We start from the raw sequence: 19646 nt of genomic DNA, 5'->3' as shown, positions 1-19646 counted from the left end.
ATCAATACTATTAATCCGCAATTTTATCGAGTGTATATTTTATAAGGTTTTCAATAACTTCTGAAGGGTTTTTGCTAAAAGTTCCAGAAGCTCTGTTGGCAATTATAGCATTTAGTGATAAGGCATGGTGTCCCAATAATTTTGCTAAACCATATATAGCAGATGTTTCCATCTCTAAATTGGTTATACGTGTGCCTTTAAAATTAAAGGTGTCCATTTTATTATTTAGGTTAGCATCTTGGACAGGTAACCTTAAAACACGCCCTTGGGGACCATAAAATCCACCAGCCGTAGCAGTTAATCCTTTATGAGTTTTATTACTTTCAAATTGCTTTTCGAGCAAATCACTGTTTTTTATAACGATTGGTTTCGCTTTATGCTCATGCCAGTTTGTTTGCTTTATAAAAGCGGCTTCAATATCAGGATTGTTAATGGTGTTTATTTGGTAGGCATGTAACATACCATTAAGATCTAAGCCGAAAGTGCTTAAAAGAAACGAGTCTATAGGGATATCTTTTTGTAGCGAACCAGATGTGCCTACTCTAATAATATTTAAACTTGTAATGGTCTGTTTTGGGATTTTTGTAGTTAAATCAATATTAAAAAGCGCATCTAATTCGTTTAGAACGATATCTATATTGTCTGGTCCAATTCCAGTAGAAATAACAGTTATGCGTTTGCCTTTATAGTGTCCTGTGTGAGTTTTAAATTCACGTTTTTGAGTTGAAAATTCAATACTGTCAAAATGTTTTGATACTTTTTCGACACGATTTTGGTCACCAACCAAAATGATAGTATTAGAAACATTTTCAGGTTTTAAATTCAAATGATAAATACTCCCATTTGGGTTTAATATTAATTCGGATTCCTTAATAGGCATTTAGTACAGTTTTTACGAGTTTATTTTGCTTCTTATTAAATTGGAAATCAAATTTTTTAAGCCCTCCATAAACCATGTTGTTATCAATTTCCATGGCAACATTATGCTGACCTAATAATGCCTCATGACCTTTCCTATTAAGAGTTATATGCTGTTCTTCATTTGTGAAAAACACACTCAACTTTTCTATAATTCTAGAAATTTGAAGGTCTCCATAGCCATAATATCCTTGATAGTTAAGCACATAGCCTAATAAATGATGCTTAGATTTTATACTGTTGTTTTTAACAATCTCCATGATGTTTTTTTCTAATACATTTAAACCATATATTAAATCAGGAAAACGCTCTAGGTGTGCTTTTAAACAGTTACTTAAATATTCGAATGATGATTCTGTTACGATATAAGGCTTTAGTAAGTTGTGATCTTTGCCACAATAAATACCCCATAAGGTTTTAGCCAAATCTAAATCTTTATGATTTAGTTTCACTCTTTTTTTATAGTGATCTATTAATTGCTCTGCATTAAGTTCAGATAAACCTTTTAATATTTTGCTGCCTTTTATTCTACCACTGCAAACAAGAGATATTGGAAGGTCGATTTTCTTTTGTAGAATAAGATTGATAACTGCAATCATATTAACGTGGCAAAATAGATCATATTCAAACCATAGGATAATTTCAGAGTATTCTTTGTAATCATTCAGTTTATTTAATTCAGATTTAATTTGGTCTGTATCCAAATCAATATCATAAAACTCACTAAAAAATGATTTTCTGGCATCTAAAAATTTTTTAGAATTTACCTCTATAATAGTTGGTCCTTCACAAAGCATTTCTTGCCAGGTAAGTTTTTTACCAACAATATCTAATTCATTTAGATAATCAGTCAAAACGTTACCATTAGTAATATGAAGAGGTTGTTTGCTCATAATTATCCTCCAACGCGTTTTACTTTAAAGCCTTTGTCTTGAAGCATTTTCATTATTTTATCACGATAATCACCTTGAATAATAATTTTATCGTCTTTAAAACTACCACCAACGCTTAAAGATGTTTTAATCTCTTTAGCTAAAGCCTTAAAATCTTGATTAGCTCCAGTATAGCCTTCTAATATAGTAATTGGCTTGCCTTTGCGTTTTTCATATTTGCAAATAATAGGATCGTCTTGCATCCATATTTTAGAAGCTTCACTAGTGTTTTCAACAGATTCTGTTTGAACATGATCTGGAAACAGGTTTTTTAATTGGTCTTGTAAATCCATTTTTTTGTCTTTAGTCTTCTGCCTTCAGTGTATAGTCAAAAAAAGCAGAGTAAGAAACTGCTAACTAGCTACTGAATATTGCTGACTATTTTTTTATTAACCCTAATTCTATTAATCGTTCATTTAAAAATTCACCAGCTGTAATATCTTCAAATGCTTTAGGATTATTCTCGTCAATACAGCCTTCTAATACATCTAGTTTCATATCACTTATGGGGTGCATAAAAAATGGAATAGAGTAGCGTGATGTTCCCCAAAGTTCTTTTGGAGGATTTATAACTCGATGTATGGTAGATTTTAATTTGTTATTGGTGTGTCTAGAGAGCATATCTCCTACATTAATCATGAGTTCATCGGGTTGCGCAATGGCATCTACCCATTCACCTTTATGGTTTTGTACTTGTAAACCACGACCTTGAGCTCCCATTAATAATGTTATCAGATTAATGTCTCCATGTGCAGCCGCTCGAACAGCTTCCTTAGGTTCTTCTGTAATTGGTGGGTAATGAATGGGTCTTAAAATAGAATTACCGTTATGAATAAATCCATCAAAATAAGTTTCTTCAATACCTAAATGTAAAGCCAATGCACGCAAAACATATTTAGCTGTTTTTTCGAGCATTTTATAAGCTTCTTTACCTACATCATTAAATTTTGGAAGCTCATTAACGATTACGTTTTCTGGATATTCTGCTTCAAGTTTAGGATTATTTTCAACGTATTGACCAAAATGCCAAAACTCTTTTAAATCACCTTCTTTTTTACCTTTAGCGCTTTCTTTTCCAAAAGACACATAACCGCGTTGACCACCAATTCCTTGTATTTCATAATTCTGCTTAGTTTCGGTTGGCAAACTAAAAAACTGTTTTACTTCCGTGTATAAGTTTTCGACTAATGTATCATCTAAAAAATGGCCTTTTAAGGCTACAAAACCGATATCTTCATACGCTTTCCCAATAGCATCTACAAATTGCTGCTTTTTAGTAGGGTCGTCAGAGATGAAATCACTTAAATCTACACTTGGTATACTAGTCATAAGTTGTAATTTAATTATAGATGTATTACAAATGTACAAAAACATTGTAAAGTTTGGTGTACTGGGATTTATATAACTTTTATATTGTTTTTGTCTTTTTATACTATATTTGATTAAGTAATATATTTAATTTATGAATACAGAATTGACTTCAGTTAATATGGAATATAATATTGAAAATCTTGATAAAGAAGTATTAATACAATTGTATAAAAGCATATTAAAACCGAGGCTAATAGAAGAGAAGATGCTTATATTGCTACGTCAGGGAAAAATAAGCAAATGGTTTTCCGGTATAGGACAAGAAGCAATTGCTGTAGGCGTTACAATGGCTTTAAATAACGACGAGTATATTTTACCAATGCATAGAAACCTAGGAGTGTTTACGTCTCGCGAAATTCCGTTAAATAGATTGTTTGCACAATGGCAAGGGAAAGCTTCCGGGTTTACAAAAGGTAGAGACCGATCATTTCATTTTGGAACACAAGAATATAAAATAGTTGGAATGATTTCTCATTTAGGACCACAATTAGGGGTTGCAGATGGTATTGCCTTAGCTTCTAAATTGAAAAATAAAAATGAAGTAACAGCTGTTTTTACAGGGGAAGGTGGTACAAGTGAAGGCGATTTTCATGAAGCTTTGAATGTAGCTTCCGTATGGAAATTACCTGTTTTATTCTGTGTTGAAAATAATGGTTATGGATTATCTACACCTACAAAAGAACAATACAATTGTGCGAATATTGCTGATAGAGGTTTAGGTTATGGTATGGAATCTCATATCATTGATGGGAATAATATTGTTGAAGTTTTTAAAAAAGTTAGTGAATTAGCGCATAGTGTAAGAGAAAATCCCAGACCGATTTTATTAGAATTTAAAACGTTTAGAATGCGTGGGCATGAAGAGGCTAGTGGTGTTAAATATGTTCCCAGAGAGCTTATGGATGCCTGGGCTATAAAAGATCCCGTTTTAAATTTTGAAACCTTTTTAAAAGATAATGGTATTTTAAATAATGCTGAAAACACTACAATTAAAGCTACTATAATAGAAGAAATCAATAAGCATTTAGACCTTGCCTTTGCAGAATCTGATATTATTTCAGGTAAAACAAATGAATTAAATGATGTGTACTATAAATATGAATATAAGGAAGTTACGAAAAAAAGTAATTCGGAAGAGATACGTTTTATTGATGCTATTTCTAATGGCTTAAAACAAAGTATGGAGCAACATGAAGATTTGGTTATTATGGGGCAAGATATTGCTGAATACGGAGGTGCTTTTAAAATAACTGATGGGTTTGTTGATCAATTTGGAAAAGAACGTGTGCGCAATACACCTATTTGTGAATCTGCCATCGTGGAAACTGCTATGGGGTTATCTATAGCAGGTATTAAAAGTGTTGTTGAAATGCAGTTTGCAGATTTTGTTTCCTCAGGTTTTAATCCAGTTGTTAATTATTTGGCTAAGTCTCATTATAGATGGGGACAACAAGCCGATGTAGTTATTAGAATGCCTTGTGGGGGTGGTGTCGCTGCTGGTCCTTTTCATTCGCAAACTAACGAAGCCTGGTTTACAAAAACACCAGGTTTAAAAGTGGTTTATCCTGCGTTTCCTTATGATGCAAAAGGACTATTAGCTACAGCAATCAATGATCCGAATCCTGTTTTGTTTTTTGAACATAAAGGTTTATATAGAAGTATTCGTCAGGAAGTTCCAACAGATTACTACACATTACCTTTTGGAAAAGCATCTGTGATTAGAGAAGGGGATCATGTTACAATTATTAGTTATGGAGCTGCTGTTCATTGGGCTTTAGAGACTTTGGAAAATAACCCTGAAATTTCAGCAGATGTTATAGACTTACGAACACTCCAGCCTTTAGATACTGATACCATATATGAGTCGGTTAGAAAAACAGGAAAAGCGATTGTTTTACAAGAAGACTCTTTGTTTGGTGGGATTGCAAGTGATATTTCGGCATTAATTATGGAACACTGTTTTGAATCTCTTGATGCCCCGGTAAAGCGTGTCGCTAGTATGGAAACGCCTATACCATTCGCTAGTCAATTAGAAACACAATATCTACCTAAAAATACGTTTGAAGAAGCATTGAAAACGCTTTTAGAGTATTAACGTTATTTATACAAAGAGAATTTATAAATGATTGATAATAAATTTAATCGATTATTTTGAAGTCTATTTGGTATTACATTCTAATTTAAAATAGCATCATGTAACTTTTGTTACAATCATAGCAATTTATTAATTGTAGTTTTTACAAAAATTAATGACTCCTTTTTATGAAACATCCATAACTAAAAGTTAGATATTCAAGGACAATGATTATATGGATGTTACATGCCTGTGCTGAGCGCAGTCGAAGTATGACAATTAAAAAAACAATAGATATATACACATGAAAAGACGAAAGTTTATAAGAAATACTTTTCTTGGTACTGCGGCATCACTCATTGGTACAGACATAGTATTTTCTTCTTCAATGCCTAAAAATTACACACCAATTGTGTTACAAGATCCAGATCCATATAAGCTCTTTAATAAGGATAAAGGCATGACGGTGTTGAATGATAAACCATGGAATATAGAGGCAAAGGCTCATTTATTGGATGATAAAATTACACCCAATAAATACATGTTTATAAGAAATAATGGCATCATACCCAAAAATATCGATGTTGCTAATTGGGAGTTGACCATTGATGGCGAATCTGTTTCTGCTCCAAAAACATATAAACTTCAAGAACTAAAAAGTAAATTTAAAAACTATACCTATCAATTAACATTAGAATGTGGCGGTAATGGTAGAAGTGAGTTTAATCCACCGGCAAAAGGCAATCAATGGACTGTTGGAGCAGTTTCTTGTGCAGAATGGACTGGTGTTAGACTAAAAGATGTTTTAGAAGATGTTGGTATTAAAGATGATGCTGTTTACATTGGCTATCATGCAGCAGATACTCATTTAAGCGGAGATCCGGAAAAGGAACCGATTTCAAGAGGTGTTCCAATGAATAAAGCACTTCAGGAAGAGACCTTACTTGCTTTTAAGATGAATGGTGAAGACATCCCACTTGCTCATGGCTACCCATTACGATTAGTTGCTGGCGGTTGGCCAGCATCAGCTTCAGGAAAATGGGTAGAGAGAATAAGTGTTAGAGATAAAGTACATGATGGTACAAAAATGAAAGCACCAGCATATAGAGTGCCTTGTAAGCCCGTAGCGCCTGGAGAAAAAGTAAAAGATGAAGATATGTGCATTATCGAAAGTATGCCAGTAAAGTCTTTAATTACTTATCCTAAATCCGGAGCTATGATTGATGAAGGAAAAACACTTAATATTAGAGGCCATGCATGGGCAGGAGAATTACAGGTTGAAAGTATGCAATATTCTATAGATTTTGGAGCTACATGGTATCCTTGTAAGTTAGAAAAGCCTTTAAACCGTTTAGCTTGGCAGCATTTTAGTGCATCCATTGAATTCCCAAAGAAAGGTTATTATGAAATTTGGGGGAAGGCTACAGGTGCTAATGGCGTTAGCCAGCCTATGTTATTACCCGGGTGGAACCCAAAAGGGTATTTAAATAATGCGTGTCATAGAATAGCTATTAAGGTTAAATGATGATGGAAGATCAGGAATTTAGGAATAAAGTAAAACGGATTTATTTAGGATTAGCTCTTTTCTTTGGCATATTAATTATGGGCTCAGGAGGGATTATGTACAAAATGATAAACCCATCATTTCTTATATTTGATAAAAAGGAAATAACAGAAACTTATGTTGAAGCTGAGGATTTTGATAAAATTGAAAATGGCATCCATTTAGGAACAGGTTTCAAAGATGATGAAGGGCTTCAAACCGTTATAGTAAGTTGTACACCTTGCCATTCAGCAAAATTAGTAACTCAAAACAGAGCGAATAAAGAAGGCTGGATAAGTATTATTCGCTGGATGCAAGAAACTCAAAACCTATGGGATTTAGGAAATAATGAGGCCATTATTGTTAACTATTTAGCTAAAAATTATGCTCCTGAGGAGAAAGGAAGGCGTGACAATTTAGAAGATGTAGAATGGTATGATTTAGAGAATTAATCGAAAAGAATTCTCCGAGGTTCTGCCTCGGGGTTTCCGTTGAACCTGCCTGCCGGCAGGATCGTCATTCCCGTGAAAATGGGAATCTGAATAAAAGAATTTCGATTTTTGATCAGAAAGACCAAAACTTTGTACTCAACTTGATTGGGTATGAAACAAGCGAAATACCTCTATGGCTTTCACGAACTCAATACTTTCTAATAAGAATGAAGTGAGCAATTATTTTTTGCTTAGATAAGTCAAAAAAAAAAATTAAGCATAGCTAAAGTTTAATGTCATTAAATTAAAAGCAAAAATGTTAGTCTGAGCGCAGTCGAAGATATTTAAATTCTTATTCTTAAATAGTGTTTCGACTGTGTTCAACGTGACAAAGTAAAATAATTCCCTTAACTTAATAACATTGAGTTAAAGTTGTGTTCTATACCCGGTTTACCTACAGATAGGAAGCTGAGCACATGTTTTTATGAAGAAATATAAGTGAAACAGACACGAATTACATATGTTATTTTAAGGTTTGATCTAAAAATTCTCCGACCCTTGGGTCGGGGTTTCCTATTAGCCTCTCCTTTGGAGAGGTCAGAATTGCCAAAAAAGGCAATTCTGGGTGAGGTAAAATACAGAATTTCGATTTTTGACCTTGTGGTCAAAATGAAACCAGCGAAATACCTCTGTGGCTCTGTCCTGAAGATAGTTGGTTTCAAGAAATTCTTTATTTGGTATAAGATACTATCTCTGCTAATTTGCTTCATGTCTTGTAAAAAAGAAACAAAATCTCAATTTGAAGATGTTTCAAAAGCTCCCATTATTACCAAACCTGATTATTATAGCACAAAACATCTTATGGAGTGTGAAGACTTAAAAGTTTTACATGCATCTTCAAATATTAAAATAATTGATTTTAGAAAACCAGACATATTTTCAAAAGAGCATATTATTAATGCCGTAAATATTTGGAGAACTGATATTGAAGATGATTCCTTTCCTTATAAAGGAATTATGGCCGGTAGAACTAAAATTGAAGATCTTTTTAGTAGATTGGGAATTAAAAATGGAGATGAAATTGTCATTTATGATGACAATGGGGGTTGTGATTCATCCCGTTTATGGTGGGTTTTAAAAAATTATGGGTTTCATAGTGTCAAAATTTTGAACGGAGGGTTAACCCAATGGAAACATAAAAAAGGAAGGTTAACTTCTAAAGTTGTAAAATATGATACTTCAAATTTTAAATTTCCGCTTGAAAACAATATGTCTCTATACGCAGATTTAGAAGATATAAAATCTCTTATAATTGATGATAATAAAATTCTTTTAGACACAAGGACAGATGATGAATTTTCTGGAAAACGCCAAAAAAGAGGAGCGAGTAGAGGCGGCCACATTCCAAATAGTATATTATTAGACTGGTCTCATACCATAGATTTTAATGCTTCCCAAAAGTTTAAACCTTACAAGGACTTGTTGGAATTATACCGGCAAAAAGGAATTACTTGGGAGAAAGAAATTTATGTTTATTGTCATACCGGAGTCCGGTCCGCCCATACAACCTTTGTTCTAACAGAATTATTAGGTTTTAAAAATGTAAAAAATTATGATGGTTCCTGGGTAGAATGGAGTTTCAATAGAGATTTACCTTTTAAACAAGACACCATAACAACCTTATTTAAATAATTATGAATACTTATATAGAAGCTTTTAAAAATGCCTTTTTAGGAACCGTAGATTGGACATGGAAATCTATACTTTTTGAGGTTCCATGGTATACTAATTATTTCTGGGGATTGGTTGTTATATCTATAGTTGTTTGGCTATTAGAAATCCTATTTCCCTGGAGAAAAGAACAAGCAGTTTTCAGGAAAGATTTTTGGCTAGATGCTGTTTATATGTTCTTCAATTTCTTTGTTTTTGCAATTATTATAAGTGGCGTTTATGCAGTTTTAGAGCAACTTTTTTTTAGTATAGGAATTACTATGAAATCTGTCGCTTTGCTAAACCTAAAAGAGTTGCCTGTGTGGGGTCAATTATTAATCTTCTTTTTGGTATCAGATTTTGTGCAATGGTTTACGCATGTATTATTACATAGATTTAATTTTTTATGGCGTTTTCATAAAGTACATCATTCTGTTAAAGAAATGGGGTTTGCAGCTCATTTACGTTACCATTGGATGGAAAATATCTTCTATAAACCCCTCAAAATATTCGCTGTGATGTTACTTGGTGGTTTTGAACCGGAGCAAGCTTTCATTATACATTTTATAGCCATTGCCATTGGGCATTTAAACCATGCTAATATTAAGCTCACCTATGGCCCCTTAAAATATATATTTAACAATCCCGTTATGCATTTGTATCATCATGCATATACTTTACCAAAAGAACATAATTATGGCGTTAATTTTGGTATTAGTTTAAGTCTTTGGGATTATATTTTTAAAACAAACTATATCCCAGAAGCTGGAGGGAAAATAGTTTTGGGCTATACTAATGATACAAAAATGCCTAAGAACTTTTTTGCGCAGTTGTTTTATGGATTTAAGAGAAACGATTAAACTGGAGAAAGAGGAGGCATAAGTTTGTCATTCCTGCGAAGGCAGGAATCCACTTGAAGAGTAAATAAGCCAATTCATTGATTTGGTTATTACTATTTATACATAAAGATAAACCAGAGATGTGATTTTATTGCATGAGATGATTTTGTAAACCAGTGGATTCCTGCTTTTGCAGGAATAGCAGGTAGATCAAAAACATAATAAAATATTAAGATAGTACTCAATGCGGCAAGGTTATTTGAGTTAAGTTATTAAAAAAACAACGACTTGAATATTGTGTCAATATTAAGATCACCAAAGTAAGGCGTAAGAACCAGTTTATTTCAAAACGATAAATTTTAATATAAAGCAATCATTTTAAGGTTATAATAACTTTTTTCATGCTTCTGCGTTATCAATTTATATGATTAACCTACAATATGTTTTTATTCTATGTTTATACCTAAATATATCATACTAATTATCATTTTAGGCTTTTTTAATTGTAAAGAAAATGAAAAAGTAAGAGAAAGAGATGAAGGTCTTTATGAGTGGAAAACTATAAATGTTACAGCATCAGCTTACAATTCATTAGCTTATCAAACAAATTCTAATCCAAGTATAGGAGCTTTTGGCGATAGTTTAGTTCCTGGAATGAGATGTATTGCCGTCTCCAGAGATTTACTAAAAATGGGACTTAAGCATAATACTCCTGTTAAAATTGAAGGCTTTGATAGTATTTATTTGGTTAAAGACAAAATGAATGCGCGTTGGGAAAAACGCATAGATATTTATATGGGAACCGATGTAAAAGCAGCAAGAAATTGGGGCAAGAAAAAAGTGTCTATAACCTATGGTATTCCTAAAGAAAAATAGATAACACCTATTAAAGACCTTTTTTTTATTTCGTTTCTGCTTCAGAAAGTATAAAAGGATAGGCGTCTTTCACTTGCTTTAGCTCTTCTTTTGATAGTTTGTCTGAAGGCTTTCTTAGCACATTCATACTATAAGTGTTTCGTAATTCGTAATAAGCTTTCGAGAGTTCATCCTGTACAGCTATAAATTGTTTATAAGATGTATGTCTACCGTTTTGTAAGGATACTACAGCTTCTTTAGGATTATCAGATGCATCTGAGGCCTTTACACCATTGCAGTAATTACAGGTATTATCGCCATTATTATCTAAAAAGTTTTTAGTGATCTCTTTTAATTCAATAATTGCGATGACGTTATTCTCAATCATGATTTCATCATCATCGTTTATTAGAATGCGCAGTATATTGCGTTCTGCTATTATACCATCACAAGCCTCACCAGGAGGACATTCTTTTGGAAGTAGTCTATTTATACCTTCATCGGAAGATATGGTTGCCGTTACAAGAAAAAAGATGAGTAATAAAAATGCAATGTCTGCCATAGATCCTGCATTTACTTCAGGGATTAATTTTGAATGTCTCATAATTATATGTTTAAATGTTAATATGTTAACAAAATCACAAAAACAATACCACAATATTATGTACTACCAAGAGAGACAAGTATTTACTAATTGTTAAATAAATGTTATAAAAAAATGTATTCCTTTCTTAATTTATAACCTTGTACATCGTTTATAATTTTAACCAATAAATAGAATGAGAACAAAGTACATTATTGTTGCTTTTTTGCTAGCATTTTTTGTAACGCATTTTAATCATGCGCAAAAAAGAAATAAAGAAAAACAACAACCTTTAGATGCTATTAATTTGCAAGGATTAAAATGGAGAAACATTGGTCCAGCAGTAAATTCGGGAAGAATTTCAGAAATAGCTGTAAACCCTAATAACCCATTCGAGTATTATGTGGCTACTGCATCTGGAGGGGTTTGGAAAACAGTAAATGCAGGGGTAGATTATCAGCCTATTTTTGATAGTCAAGGTTCATACTCTATAGGATATGTCGTTATAGATCCTAATAATTCTAATGTTATTTGGGTTGGTACAGGAGAAAATAACAATCAACGTTCGGTGGCCTACGGCGATGGTGTTTATAAGTCTACAGATGGTGGACAGAGTTGGGAAAATATGGGCTTAAAAAGCTCTGAGCATATTGGAAAAATTATTGTTGATCCTAATGATTCCAATATTGTTTATGTAGCAGCTATCGGTCCGTTATGGAGTAAAGGAGGAGAAAGAGGATTATATAAAACTACGGATGGCGGAAGCACATGGCATCGTGTTTTACATGTTGATGAACATACCGGGGTTAGTGATATGGTTATGGATCCTCGGGATTCTAACGTTATTTATGCAACGACACACCAAAGAAGAAGACATGTTTATACTTATGTAAGCGGGGGCCCAGGTTCTGGAATTCATAAAAGTGTTGATGGTGGTACTACTTGGGAAAAAATAAACAAAGGATTACCTGATGTAGAATTAGGCAGGATAGGGTTGTCTATATCGCAATCTAATCCGGAAATTCTTTATGCCATCGTAGAAGCTTCGAACAAAAAAGGTGGGTTTTATAGATCTACAAATCGAGGCTCTAGCTGGGAAAAGCGAAGTAGTTATGTAACTAGTGGGAATTACTATCAGGAAATAATGACAGACCCATTAGATTCTGAAACTATTTATGCGATGGATACCTGGTTGCATGTTAGTCATGATGGCGGGAAATCTTTTAAGAAAACAGGCGAGGTTTACAAGCACGTAGATAATCATTCCATATGGATAGACCCTACAAATACGAAGCATTGGTTAGTAGGTACAGATGGCGGGATTTTTGAAACTTTTGATGCAGCAAAACACTGGGATTTTAAAGAAAACCTTCCAATAACACAATTTTATAAAGTATCGGTAGATAATGATGCGCCATTTTATAATGTTTATGGTGGAACGCAAGACAACTCAACATTAGGAGGCCCTTCGCGTGTGATTACAAATCACGGAATCACCAATCAGGATTGGATCATTCCAACAGGAGGTGACGGATTTGAAACACAAATTGATCCATCGAACCCTAATATTGTATACTCACAGTCACAATACGGTGGACTCGTTAGATACGATAAGATTAGTGGCGAACAACTTGGAATTAAACCTACAGAAAGAGAAAATGAAAATCAATATACATGGAACTGGGATGCCCCTTTGGTCATTAGTACACATAATCCAAAACGATTATATTTTGCAGCCAACAAGGTTTTTAAATCGGATGATTACGGAAACAGTTGGGAAGTTATAAGTGACGATCTAACACGTCAATTAGATAGAAATACGCTTAGAGTTTATGACCGTGTTGTGAGTATTGATGCTGTTGCTAAAAATGCGTCAACCTCTATTTATGGGTCTGTGGTTGCTTTGTCTGAATCACCACTTGATGAAAATTTATTGATAGCTGGGACAGATGACGGTTTAATTCAAATAACAAATAATGGGGGGCAATCATGGAAACGAATAGATCATATTCCCGGGGCACCAAAGCAGTCATATATTAATAATGTATACCTGTCCCAGCACGATAAAAATGTTATCTATGTGGCATTTAATCATCATAAATATGGAGATTTTAAGCCCTATATATTTAAATCTAACGATCAGGGAAACACATGGAAGTCTATTAGTAATAACTTACCAGTAAGAGGAAGTGTTTATGCTATAGAAGAAGATCATGTAGATAAAAACTTAATTTTTTGTGGTACAGAGTTTGGTGTTTATTTTTCTCCTAGCTCTGGAGCACGTTGGAAAAAGTTAGAAACAGGTTTACCAACAATTGCTGTAAGGGATATAGCTATACAAAGAAGAGAGAACGATTTGGTTTTAGGAACTTTTGGAAGAGGGTTTTATATTTTAGATGATTATACGTCGCTACGACATATTGAAAACACAGAACAGCAAGAAACAGCTATCATTTATCCGATTCGTGATGCACTTATGTGGGAAGAAAGTAATCCTTTAGGGCTTTCAGAAAAATCATTTAACGGACATAATTTTTTCAGTGCTGAAAATTTAGGGCCAGAATTAACACTAACTTACTTTTATAAAGATACTTATAAGTCTTTAAAGGAAGTTCGTCAGGAAAAAGAAAAGGAACTGATTAAAGGTCTTAACGATACACCATACCCAAGCTATGAAACTTTAAAAGCTGAAGAAAATGAAATAGCACCTAAATTGGTTTTTATTATTAAAGACGAAGCAGGAAATGTGGTAAAAAAAATACTAAAAGGACCTAAAAAAGGCGTTCAACGTTTGCAATGGGATTTAAGATATGACTATGATAAACCCATAGATTTGAACCAGTCAAATGACTACAACCCCTGGGCAGGAAAAAAGATAGCTACTTTAGTGAATCCTGGTACTTATTCTGTAGAAATGCATTTATTAAGTGACGGCGATATGAGTTTATTAGTAGCACCACAAAGCTTTAAAGTTAAAGCATTAAATAATACCGTATTGCCTGCAGCTGATAGATCTGCTAAAGTTGCTTTTCAAAGAGAAGTCAATGCCTTGCATACCGAAATGAGTATTAGTGGTGATAAAATAAATCAAATAACTAATAAGTTAAAGCATATAAAAGAGGCTATTAAAATAGCTGATTATCCTATTGATAAACTAACAAAATCAGTTTTAAATATTGAAGGACAATTAAAAGAGATTCGTATTTCACTTTATGGAGACCCTCTTAAAACACGTTTAGATATTGACCAAAAATTGCCTACCTCAAGTAGATTGGGAGCTATTGCTTATCAGCAAAAGTATTCAACGTCATCACCTACAAAAACACATTTAAATAGTTTTAAAATAGCAAAATCTCAGTTTGCTGGTATAAAAGCGAAAGTAGATACCCTTTATGAAGTCGATATTAAAACGTTAGAGAAATTATTAAAAGAAGTTGGAGCTCCATATACCCCAGGCCGATTAATGGAATCACCTAAAAACTAGAGTATAACGACATAATTTAGTGATAAAAGGGATGTAAATAAATGGCATCCCTTTTTTAATACGCATAGGAAAGCTATTTTCTAAAAAGGTGTCTACTTTTAGCTTCTTACTAAATTCATTGAGTGAAAAATAACATATAAATAATCTTATGTAAGAAAAATTAACTATATTTATGTAAGTTTTTTATATATAAACCTATACTAAGCAAGCATGTTACTAACCACAAGTTTTCGTTTACAAGGGCTTACTTTTGATTTAGATTTCTGATATATGGGATAAAGTATAGACGAACATAGCGGAAGGTAATTATCATAAAATAAAGAAGAAATACTTGCAGTTATACTTAAATGAATTACAGATCCTACTGTAAATATTTTGGAACTTAAATTTTTGATGGACTCGTTATTGCTAAGCTTAATGGGTGACGAATAATTACAGATGTCCAAATAAACTAACCAAATTCACAATCATTATGAAGCAATTGTTGCGATGTTTTAATGGGGTAAAAAAAATGCTTTTTACTAAAGCCTTTCTTTTATTAACTGTTTGTTCATTTGCACAAAAAACATTTGATTATACTGGAGCTGAACAGATTTATACTGTTCCTTCTGGAGTTAACAGTATAAATATTGAAGCTTATGGAGCACAAGGAGCTACAGTACATGGAGGAGAAGGCGGGTACTCTTTTGGTAAATTAGATGTAACACCGGGCCAGCAAATTTATGTTTATGTGGGAGGACAAGGTACTCTTACAGTTCTAGCTTCCGGAGGATGTGCAGGAGGATGGAATGGGGGTGGCCAAGGAGGAAATGGTATAGACGGTAGTTCTGGAGGAGGAGCTTCAGATGTAAGAGTAGGAGGAAATACTTTAAATCATAGAGTCATTGTTGCTGGCGGGGGAGGTGGTATGGATGATATTGGAATTAGTTTTGATAAAGGTGGTGCTGGCGGAGCAGATATTGGAGAAAATGGAAAAAGAACAGGTGTTTTACCCACTGGAGGAACACAAACTCAGGGAGGTATTGCTGGAGCCTTTGATCGTTATGTAGGTGAAAACGGTGTTTTAGGCATTGGAGGGTCAAATGCTAATTTTAATGGGAATACATATCGTTATGGCGGCGGTGGCGGCGGTGGTTACTATGGAGGTGGCGGCGGTCACCCATGGAGTAGTGGCGCGGGAGGATCTTCTTATGTTGGAGGTGTTATAGAAGGGGTTATGACTCAAGGAGGAAAAGTAGGGAACGGACAAGTTATAATCACTGAATTTGCAGCAACGCTAGGTGCCGAGGAAAATCCTACGGTTAATACTTTTAAGATGTACCCTAATCCTACATCATCTATATTAACTATTGAATTTGACGATATGGCTAATAATTCTAATATTAGTATTGTGGATATTTCAGGTAGAGTTATTTATGAAAAAAATACTTTAGAAAATAAAATAGAGGTTTCAACTATTAATTTAAAGACAGCTGTTTATTTTGTTAAACTAACTAATAATGGAAAAATTACACGAAAAAAATTGATTAAACGCTAATTGGTTTTGTCTTAGGGAATAATTTATCATTACTAGTTACAGTATTCTCTGTTATTGGAAGTTCAGAATATAAAAGGTAGGAGTTCCGTATACTTCGTGATGATTAATGGAATTGTCTAAAAATTAGAATATAACGAAATAAACCTAATATTAAAAAGGGATGTAGTTTATTAACATCCCTTTTTAATAAGCATAACGTTTTAACCGTTTCCAAGCATCCTCATGCGAGTTATTAAGGCTTGGTATGATTCTATCCGTAAATAAGTTTTCTTGAGTCATACTATTTAAGTATCTCGATATTTTAGTAGTTGATTTCATTTTGATTGATTTTTACTGAAACATGTATCCTGAATACATTTCAGGAAGTTCAGCATAGATTGATTGAATGTTTTTTGTTTTAAAAGACGCTACTTATCTGTAACGTCTTTTGTTGTTCCAGTTGTAACTTTTTGTATTGTTTAAAGTCCCACTTAATTGATTACTGTTTAATGTTCTCATGATTTCTGATTAATTTTGATTGATAATTTTTAATAATTCAAAACGACTTATCTGTAACGTCTTTTGCTGTTCCAATTGTAACTTTTTGTATTATTTAAAGTTCCACTTAATTGATTACTGTTTAATGTTCTCATGACTTTTGATTTAATTTTGATTGATTAATTGATTTGATGATTTTTAATAATTTAAAAAGACTTATCTAAAACGTCTCTTTCTATTCCATTGGTTACTTTTAGTTCTAGTTAATGTTCCGCTTAATTGATTGTTGTTTAATGTTCTCATAATTGTTATTTTTTGAATGGTTTATACTAGATAGACGACCATAAATTAAAAATGTTACAGTACTATGCATAACAAAGTAATAAATTAACATTTTTTAACAATTTTGATAGGGAAGTAGTAAGTAATTGCCCATTTTTTAGACTTTTATAGTACTTTAGGAATGATTATTGTGTTAAATGAATACAAAATATGACTTAAGAGTAGATATGTTTTCAGATAAAAAAATATCTTTGAAGTATATTATCTGCATTAATTCCACAGAATAATAAAAACAAATGAGACTTTATTTTTCATTTTTTATACTATTTACTTTTTCGCTATCAACTCATGCTCAGGTTGATGTGAAAAAAAAATCTATTGCTATTCCTGCTGTAAAAAGTAAAGATTCTGTTGATGCTATCCTGTTCTTACCGTCTAAACCTAATAGTAATACACCAATCAATAATATAAACACACCTCGCGTATCTAATAACCTTAATATGCCCCAAAAAGAGTTTTCTATGTTTGGAGGTGAGAAATTTGGTAATCCGGGAGAGCTATATGAGAATCGACTTAATAAAAGCTTAGATCCCTTAAAACTAAGTAAACAAGAGTTAGAATTAAAAAATGGCAGTACAACAGATCAATATTTTGGTGATTTTAAGAGTAAAGCAAAGTTTGTGAATGTTGTATACAGAGATCATGGCTATGTTGATGGAGATATCATTCAAGTTTTAGTAAATGATGACGTTATTCATGCCAGAGTATATTTAACAGGTGGATTTAAAGGTTTTAAGCTCGATTTACAACCAGGTTTTAATAAGATAGATTTCTTAGCCTTAAACCAAGGGGAGTCAGGACCAAATACAGCTGAATTTAAAGTGGTCGACGATGCGGGCACTTTGGTGTCTTCAAATCGTTGGAACCTGGCTACAGGCGTGAAAGCAACCATTATTGTTGTGAAGGAATAGAGTAGGGGCTACTTTGTTATTGACATAACAAATACAGAACGAGTTCCTTTATTTATTTCTTTTTCTTTTATAAACCCTTCTTTAATATATAATCTAAAGGCATTTTCATTATCTGTAAAGACATCCAACCATATCTTGCTGGCCTTATAATGTTTAAAACAAATGGTTTTTATTAATTTGATAGCCATGCTTCCGTAGCCCATACCTCTTTTTAATAATGCAATTCTCCTGAATTCGATCGTATGATTTTTACTTAATAAGCCGGCAAGTATAATATAACCAATAAGGCGGTTCTCTGATTTATTAAAAATAGAGAGGTGCTTCTCATCTTGATTAGTTAGCACTTCTTTATGTCGATCTATATTATACTGACCAACAAACTGAGGGTACTTTTTCTCTATTTCAATAATCTCTAGAAGGTTTTCTGCTTTAGTTTCTAATAGTTTAATAGACTCATTTTCTATCATTTAGTCAATATTTATGACTTAAGTTTAAGAAATTATCCCATTAATCAACTTTAATTCATCTTCAGAAAAATCCAAATTATCTACGGCCTTTATGTTTTCTTTTAATTGATTTGGTGAACTAGCACCTACTAACACCGATGCAACTTGTGGCTGCCTTAAAATCCAGGCAATAGCCATTTGCGATAATTTTTGTCCGCGTTCTTGTGCAATTGCATTTAAATGTTGAATTTTTCCAATATGAGTATTTACAGTATCGGCATTTAAAAAGTGATCTTTAGAAGCCCTGGAACCTTCAGGAATTCCTTTTAAATATTTTTCAGTCAACATACCTTGTGCTAATGGAGAAAAGGCAATGCAGCCAACACCATTTTGCTCTAAAGTATCTAGAAGTCCATCTTCAACCCAACGATCAAACATTGAATAACGTGCTTGATGTAAAATAAATGGTACATTTAAACTTTTAAGAATCTCGGCAGCTTTTTGTGTGCCTTCTGGATCGTAATTAGAAATCCCAACATATAGCGCTTTTCCTTGTCGTACGATATCAGCTAAAGCCCCCATCGTTTCCTCTAAGGGTGTATCTGGATCTGGCCTATGGTGATAAAAAACATCAACATAATCTAAGCCCATGCGCTTTAAACTTTGATCTAAACTTGAGATTAAATATTTTCTCGATCCCAAATCACCATAAGGCCCTGGCCACATATCATAACCAGCTTTAGTTGCGATAAATAGTTCATCTCTATAAGGCTTAAAATCTTTTTTGAAGATGGTACCAAAATTTTCTTCGGCAGACCCGTATGGAGGTCCGTAGTTATTAGCTAAATCTAAATGTGTAATACCCAGATCGAAAGCACATCTAATAATATCCCTTCCGTTTTGTAGATTATCAACAAAGCCAAAGTTATGCCATAGCCCTAATGAGATCGCTGGTAAAAGCACCCCGCTTTTCCCAGATCGTTTATAAGTCATGGTATCATATCTTTGGTTTGAAGCTTGATAGTTTGTTGCTCCGAATTTGTCGTTGATTTGCATATTTAGAGTAGCTAATAATTAAAATGTAAATGTATAAATTATATCGTTAATATCTGATTAAAGATATAAGACCGCTTAGCTGCTAGAACCAAGAATAAAGACTTGTTTTTAACTATTTGATAAACAGTAGTTAATGT

The 19646-nt window shown here is 33.1% G+C and carries 17 protein-coding genes; 9 read left to right on the top strand and 8 right to left on the bottom strand.

Features of this window, described 5'->3' with window-relative positions; translation table 11 throughout:
• Positions 1-10 precede the first annotated feature (10 nt).
• From Q4Q47_RS17190 to Q4Q47_RS17175, 4 genes are all read right to left on the bottom strand, one after another.
• Positions 11-880, bottom strand: coding sequence for a nucleoside phosphorylase (locus Q4Q47_RS17190; RefSeq protein WP_303307871.1), 870 nt, complete (start codon positions 878-880; stop codon positions 11-13).
• Positions 870-1811, bottom strand: a complete 942-nt coding sequence (locus Q4Q47_RS17185) for a DUF1835 domain-containing protein (RefSeq protein ID WP_303307870.1) — start codon at positions 1809-1811, stop codon at positions 870-872. The genes Q4Q47_RS17190 and Q4Q47_RS17185 overlap by 11 nt, the downstream gene beginning before the upstream one ends.
• A 2-nt stretch (positions 1812-1813) precedes the next feature.
• A complete protein-coding gene (locus tag Q4Q47_RS17180) occupies positions 1814-2143 on the bottom strand; it encodes a translation initiation factor (protein ID WP_303307869.1) in 330 nt (109 codons plus the stop codon).
• Between the two features lie 85 nt (positions 2144-2228).
• Positions 2229-3179, bottom strand: coding sequence for an isopenicillin N synthase family dioxygenase (locus tag Q4Q47_RS17175; protein WP_303307868.1), 951 nt, complete (start codon positions 3177-3179; stop codon positions 2229-2231).
• Positions 3180-3339: 160 nt separating this feature from the next.
• Here Q4Q47_RS17175 and Q4Q47_RS17170 point away from each other — a divergent pair, with 160 nt between their 5' ends.
• The 6 genes from Q4Q47_RS17170 to Q4Q47_RS17145 all read left to right on the top strand — a co-directional run bounded on the left by Q4Q47_RS17170 (position 3340) and on the right by Q4Q47_RS17145 (position 10694).
• Positions 3340-5316 (top strand): alpha-ketoacid dehydrogenase subunit alpha/beta, encoded by a 1977-nt coding sequence (locus tag Q4Q47_RS17170; RefSeq protein ID WP_303308491.1) that lies wholly within the window; start codon positions 3340-3342, stop codon positions 5314-5316.
• Positions 5317-5599: 283 nt separating this feature from the next.
• Complete coding sequence (locus Q4Q47_RS17165; RefSeq protein WP_303307867.1) at positions 5600-6820, top strand: sulfite oxidase; 1221 nt, start codon at positions 5600-5602, stop codon at positions 6818-6820.
• Complete coding sequence (locus Q4Q47_RS17160) at positions 6817-7290, top strand: hypothetical protein (RefSeq protein ID WP_331497749.1); 474 nt, start codon at positions 6817-6819, stop codon at positions 7288-7290. Before Q4Q47_RS17165 ends, Q4Q47_RS17160 begins: the two co-directional genes overlap by 4 nt.
• 747 nt (positions 7291-8037) lie before the next feature.
• Positions 8038-8961, top strand: a complete 924-nt coding sequence (locus Q4Q47_RS17155) for a sulfurtransferase (RefSeq protein WP_303307866.1) — start codon at positions 8038-8040, stop codon at positions 8959-8961.
• Positions 8962-8963: 2 nt separating this feature from the next.
• Positions 8964-9839, top strand: a complete 876-nt coding sequence (locus Q4Q47_RS17150) for a sterol desaturase family protein (protein ID WP_303307865.1) — start codon at positions 8964-8966, stop codon at positions 9837-9839.
• Positions 9840-10271: 432 nt separating this feature from the next.
• Positions 10272-10694, top strand: coding sequence for a 3D domain-containing protein (locus tag Q4Q47_RS17145; RefSeq protein WP_303307864.1), 423 nt, complete (start codon positions 10272-10274; stop codon positions 10692-10694).
• Between the two features lie 25 nt (positions 10695-10719).
• On the opposite strand, the gene Q4Q47_RS17140 is transcribed toward Q4Q47_RS17145, so the two are convergent.
• Positions 10720-11277 carry an ExbD/TolR family protein gene (locus Q4Q47_RS17140; RefSeq protein ID WP_303307863.1) on the bottom strand — a complete coding sequence of 186 codons (558 nt, stop codon included), beginning with the start codon at positions 11275-11277 and terminating at the stop codon, positions 10720-10722.
• 175 nt (positions 11278-11452) lie between these two features.
• Between Q4Q47_RS17140 and Q4Q47_RS17135 the strand changes: the two genes are divergently transcribed.
• Together Q4Q47_RS17135 and Q4Q47_RS17130 are read left to right on the top strand one after the other, a co-directional pair.
• On the top strand, positions 11453-14740 hold the full coding sequence (locus Q4Q47_RS17135) for a VPS10 domain-containing protein (RefSeq protein WP_303307862.1): 3288 nt from the start codon (positions 11453-11455) through the stop codon (positions 14738-14740).
• A gap of 511 nt (positions 14741-15251) precedes the next feature.
• Entirely contained in the window at positions 15252-16277 is a 1026-nt protein-coding gene (locus Q4Q47_RS17130; protein ID WP_303307861.1) for a glycine-rich protein, read from the top strand.
• Between the two features lie 183 nt (positions 16278-16460).
• On the opposite strand, the gene Q4Q47_RS17125 is transcribed toward Q4Q47_RS17130, so the two are convergent.
• Positions 16461-16595, bottom strand: coding sequence for a hypothetical protein (locus Q4Q47_RS17125; protein ID WP_303307860.1), 135 nt, complete (start codon positions 16593-16595; stop codon positions 16461-16463).
• A 737-nt stretch (positions 16596-17332) separates the two neighbouring features.
• Between Q4Q47_RS17125 and Q4Q47_RS17120 the strand changes: the two genes are divergently transcribed.
• Positions 17333-18007 (top strand): hypothetical protein, encoded by a 675-nt coding sequence (locus tag Q4Q47_RS17120; RefSeq protein ID WP_303307859.1) that lies wholly within the window; start codon positions 17333-17335, stop codon positions 18005-18007.
• Between the two features lie 8 nt (positions 18008-18015).
• Here Q4Q47_RS17120 and Q4Q47_RS17115 read toward each other — a convergent pair whose 3' ends face one another.
• Both Q4Q47_RS17115 and mgrA read right to left on the bottom strand, forming a co-directional pair.
• Positions 18016-18474: a GNAT family N-acetyltransferase gene (locus tag Q4Q47_RS17115; protein WP_303307858.1), complete on the bottom strand. Its 459-nt coding sequence runs from the start codon at positions 18472-18474 to the stop codon at positions 18016-18018.
• Positions 18475-18498: 24 nt separating this feature from the next.
• Positions 18499-19509 carry an L-glyceraldehyde 3-phosphate reductase gene (gene mgrA, locus Q4Q47_RS17110; RefSeq protein WP_303307857.1) on the bottom strand — a complete coding sequence of 337 codons (1011 nt, stop codon included), beginning with the start codon at positions 19507-19509 and terminating at the stop codon, positions 18499-18501.
• Between the last annotated feature and the right edge of the window lie 137 nt (positions 19510-19646).

This window comes from Flavivirga spongiicola, assembly GCF_030540825.1.
In the GTDB taxonomy this organism is placed as follows: Bacteria; Bacteroidota; Bacteroidia; order Flavobacteriales; family Flavobacteriaceae; genus Flavivirga; species Flavivirga spongiicola.
This window is presented reverse-complemented; position numbering and strand designations above follow the sequence as displayed.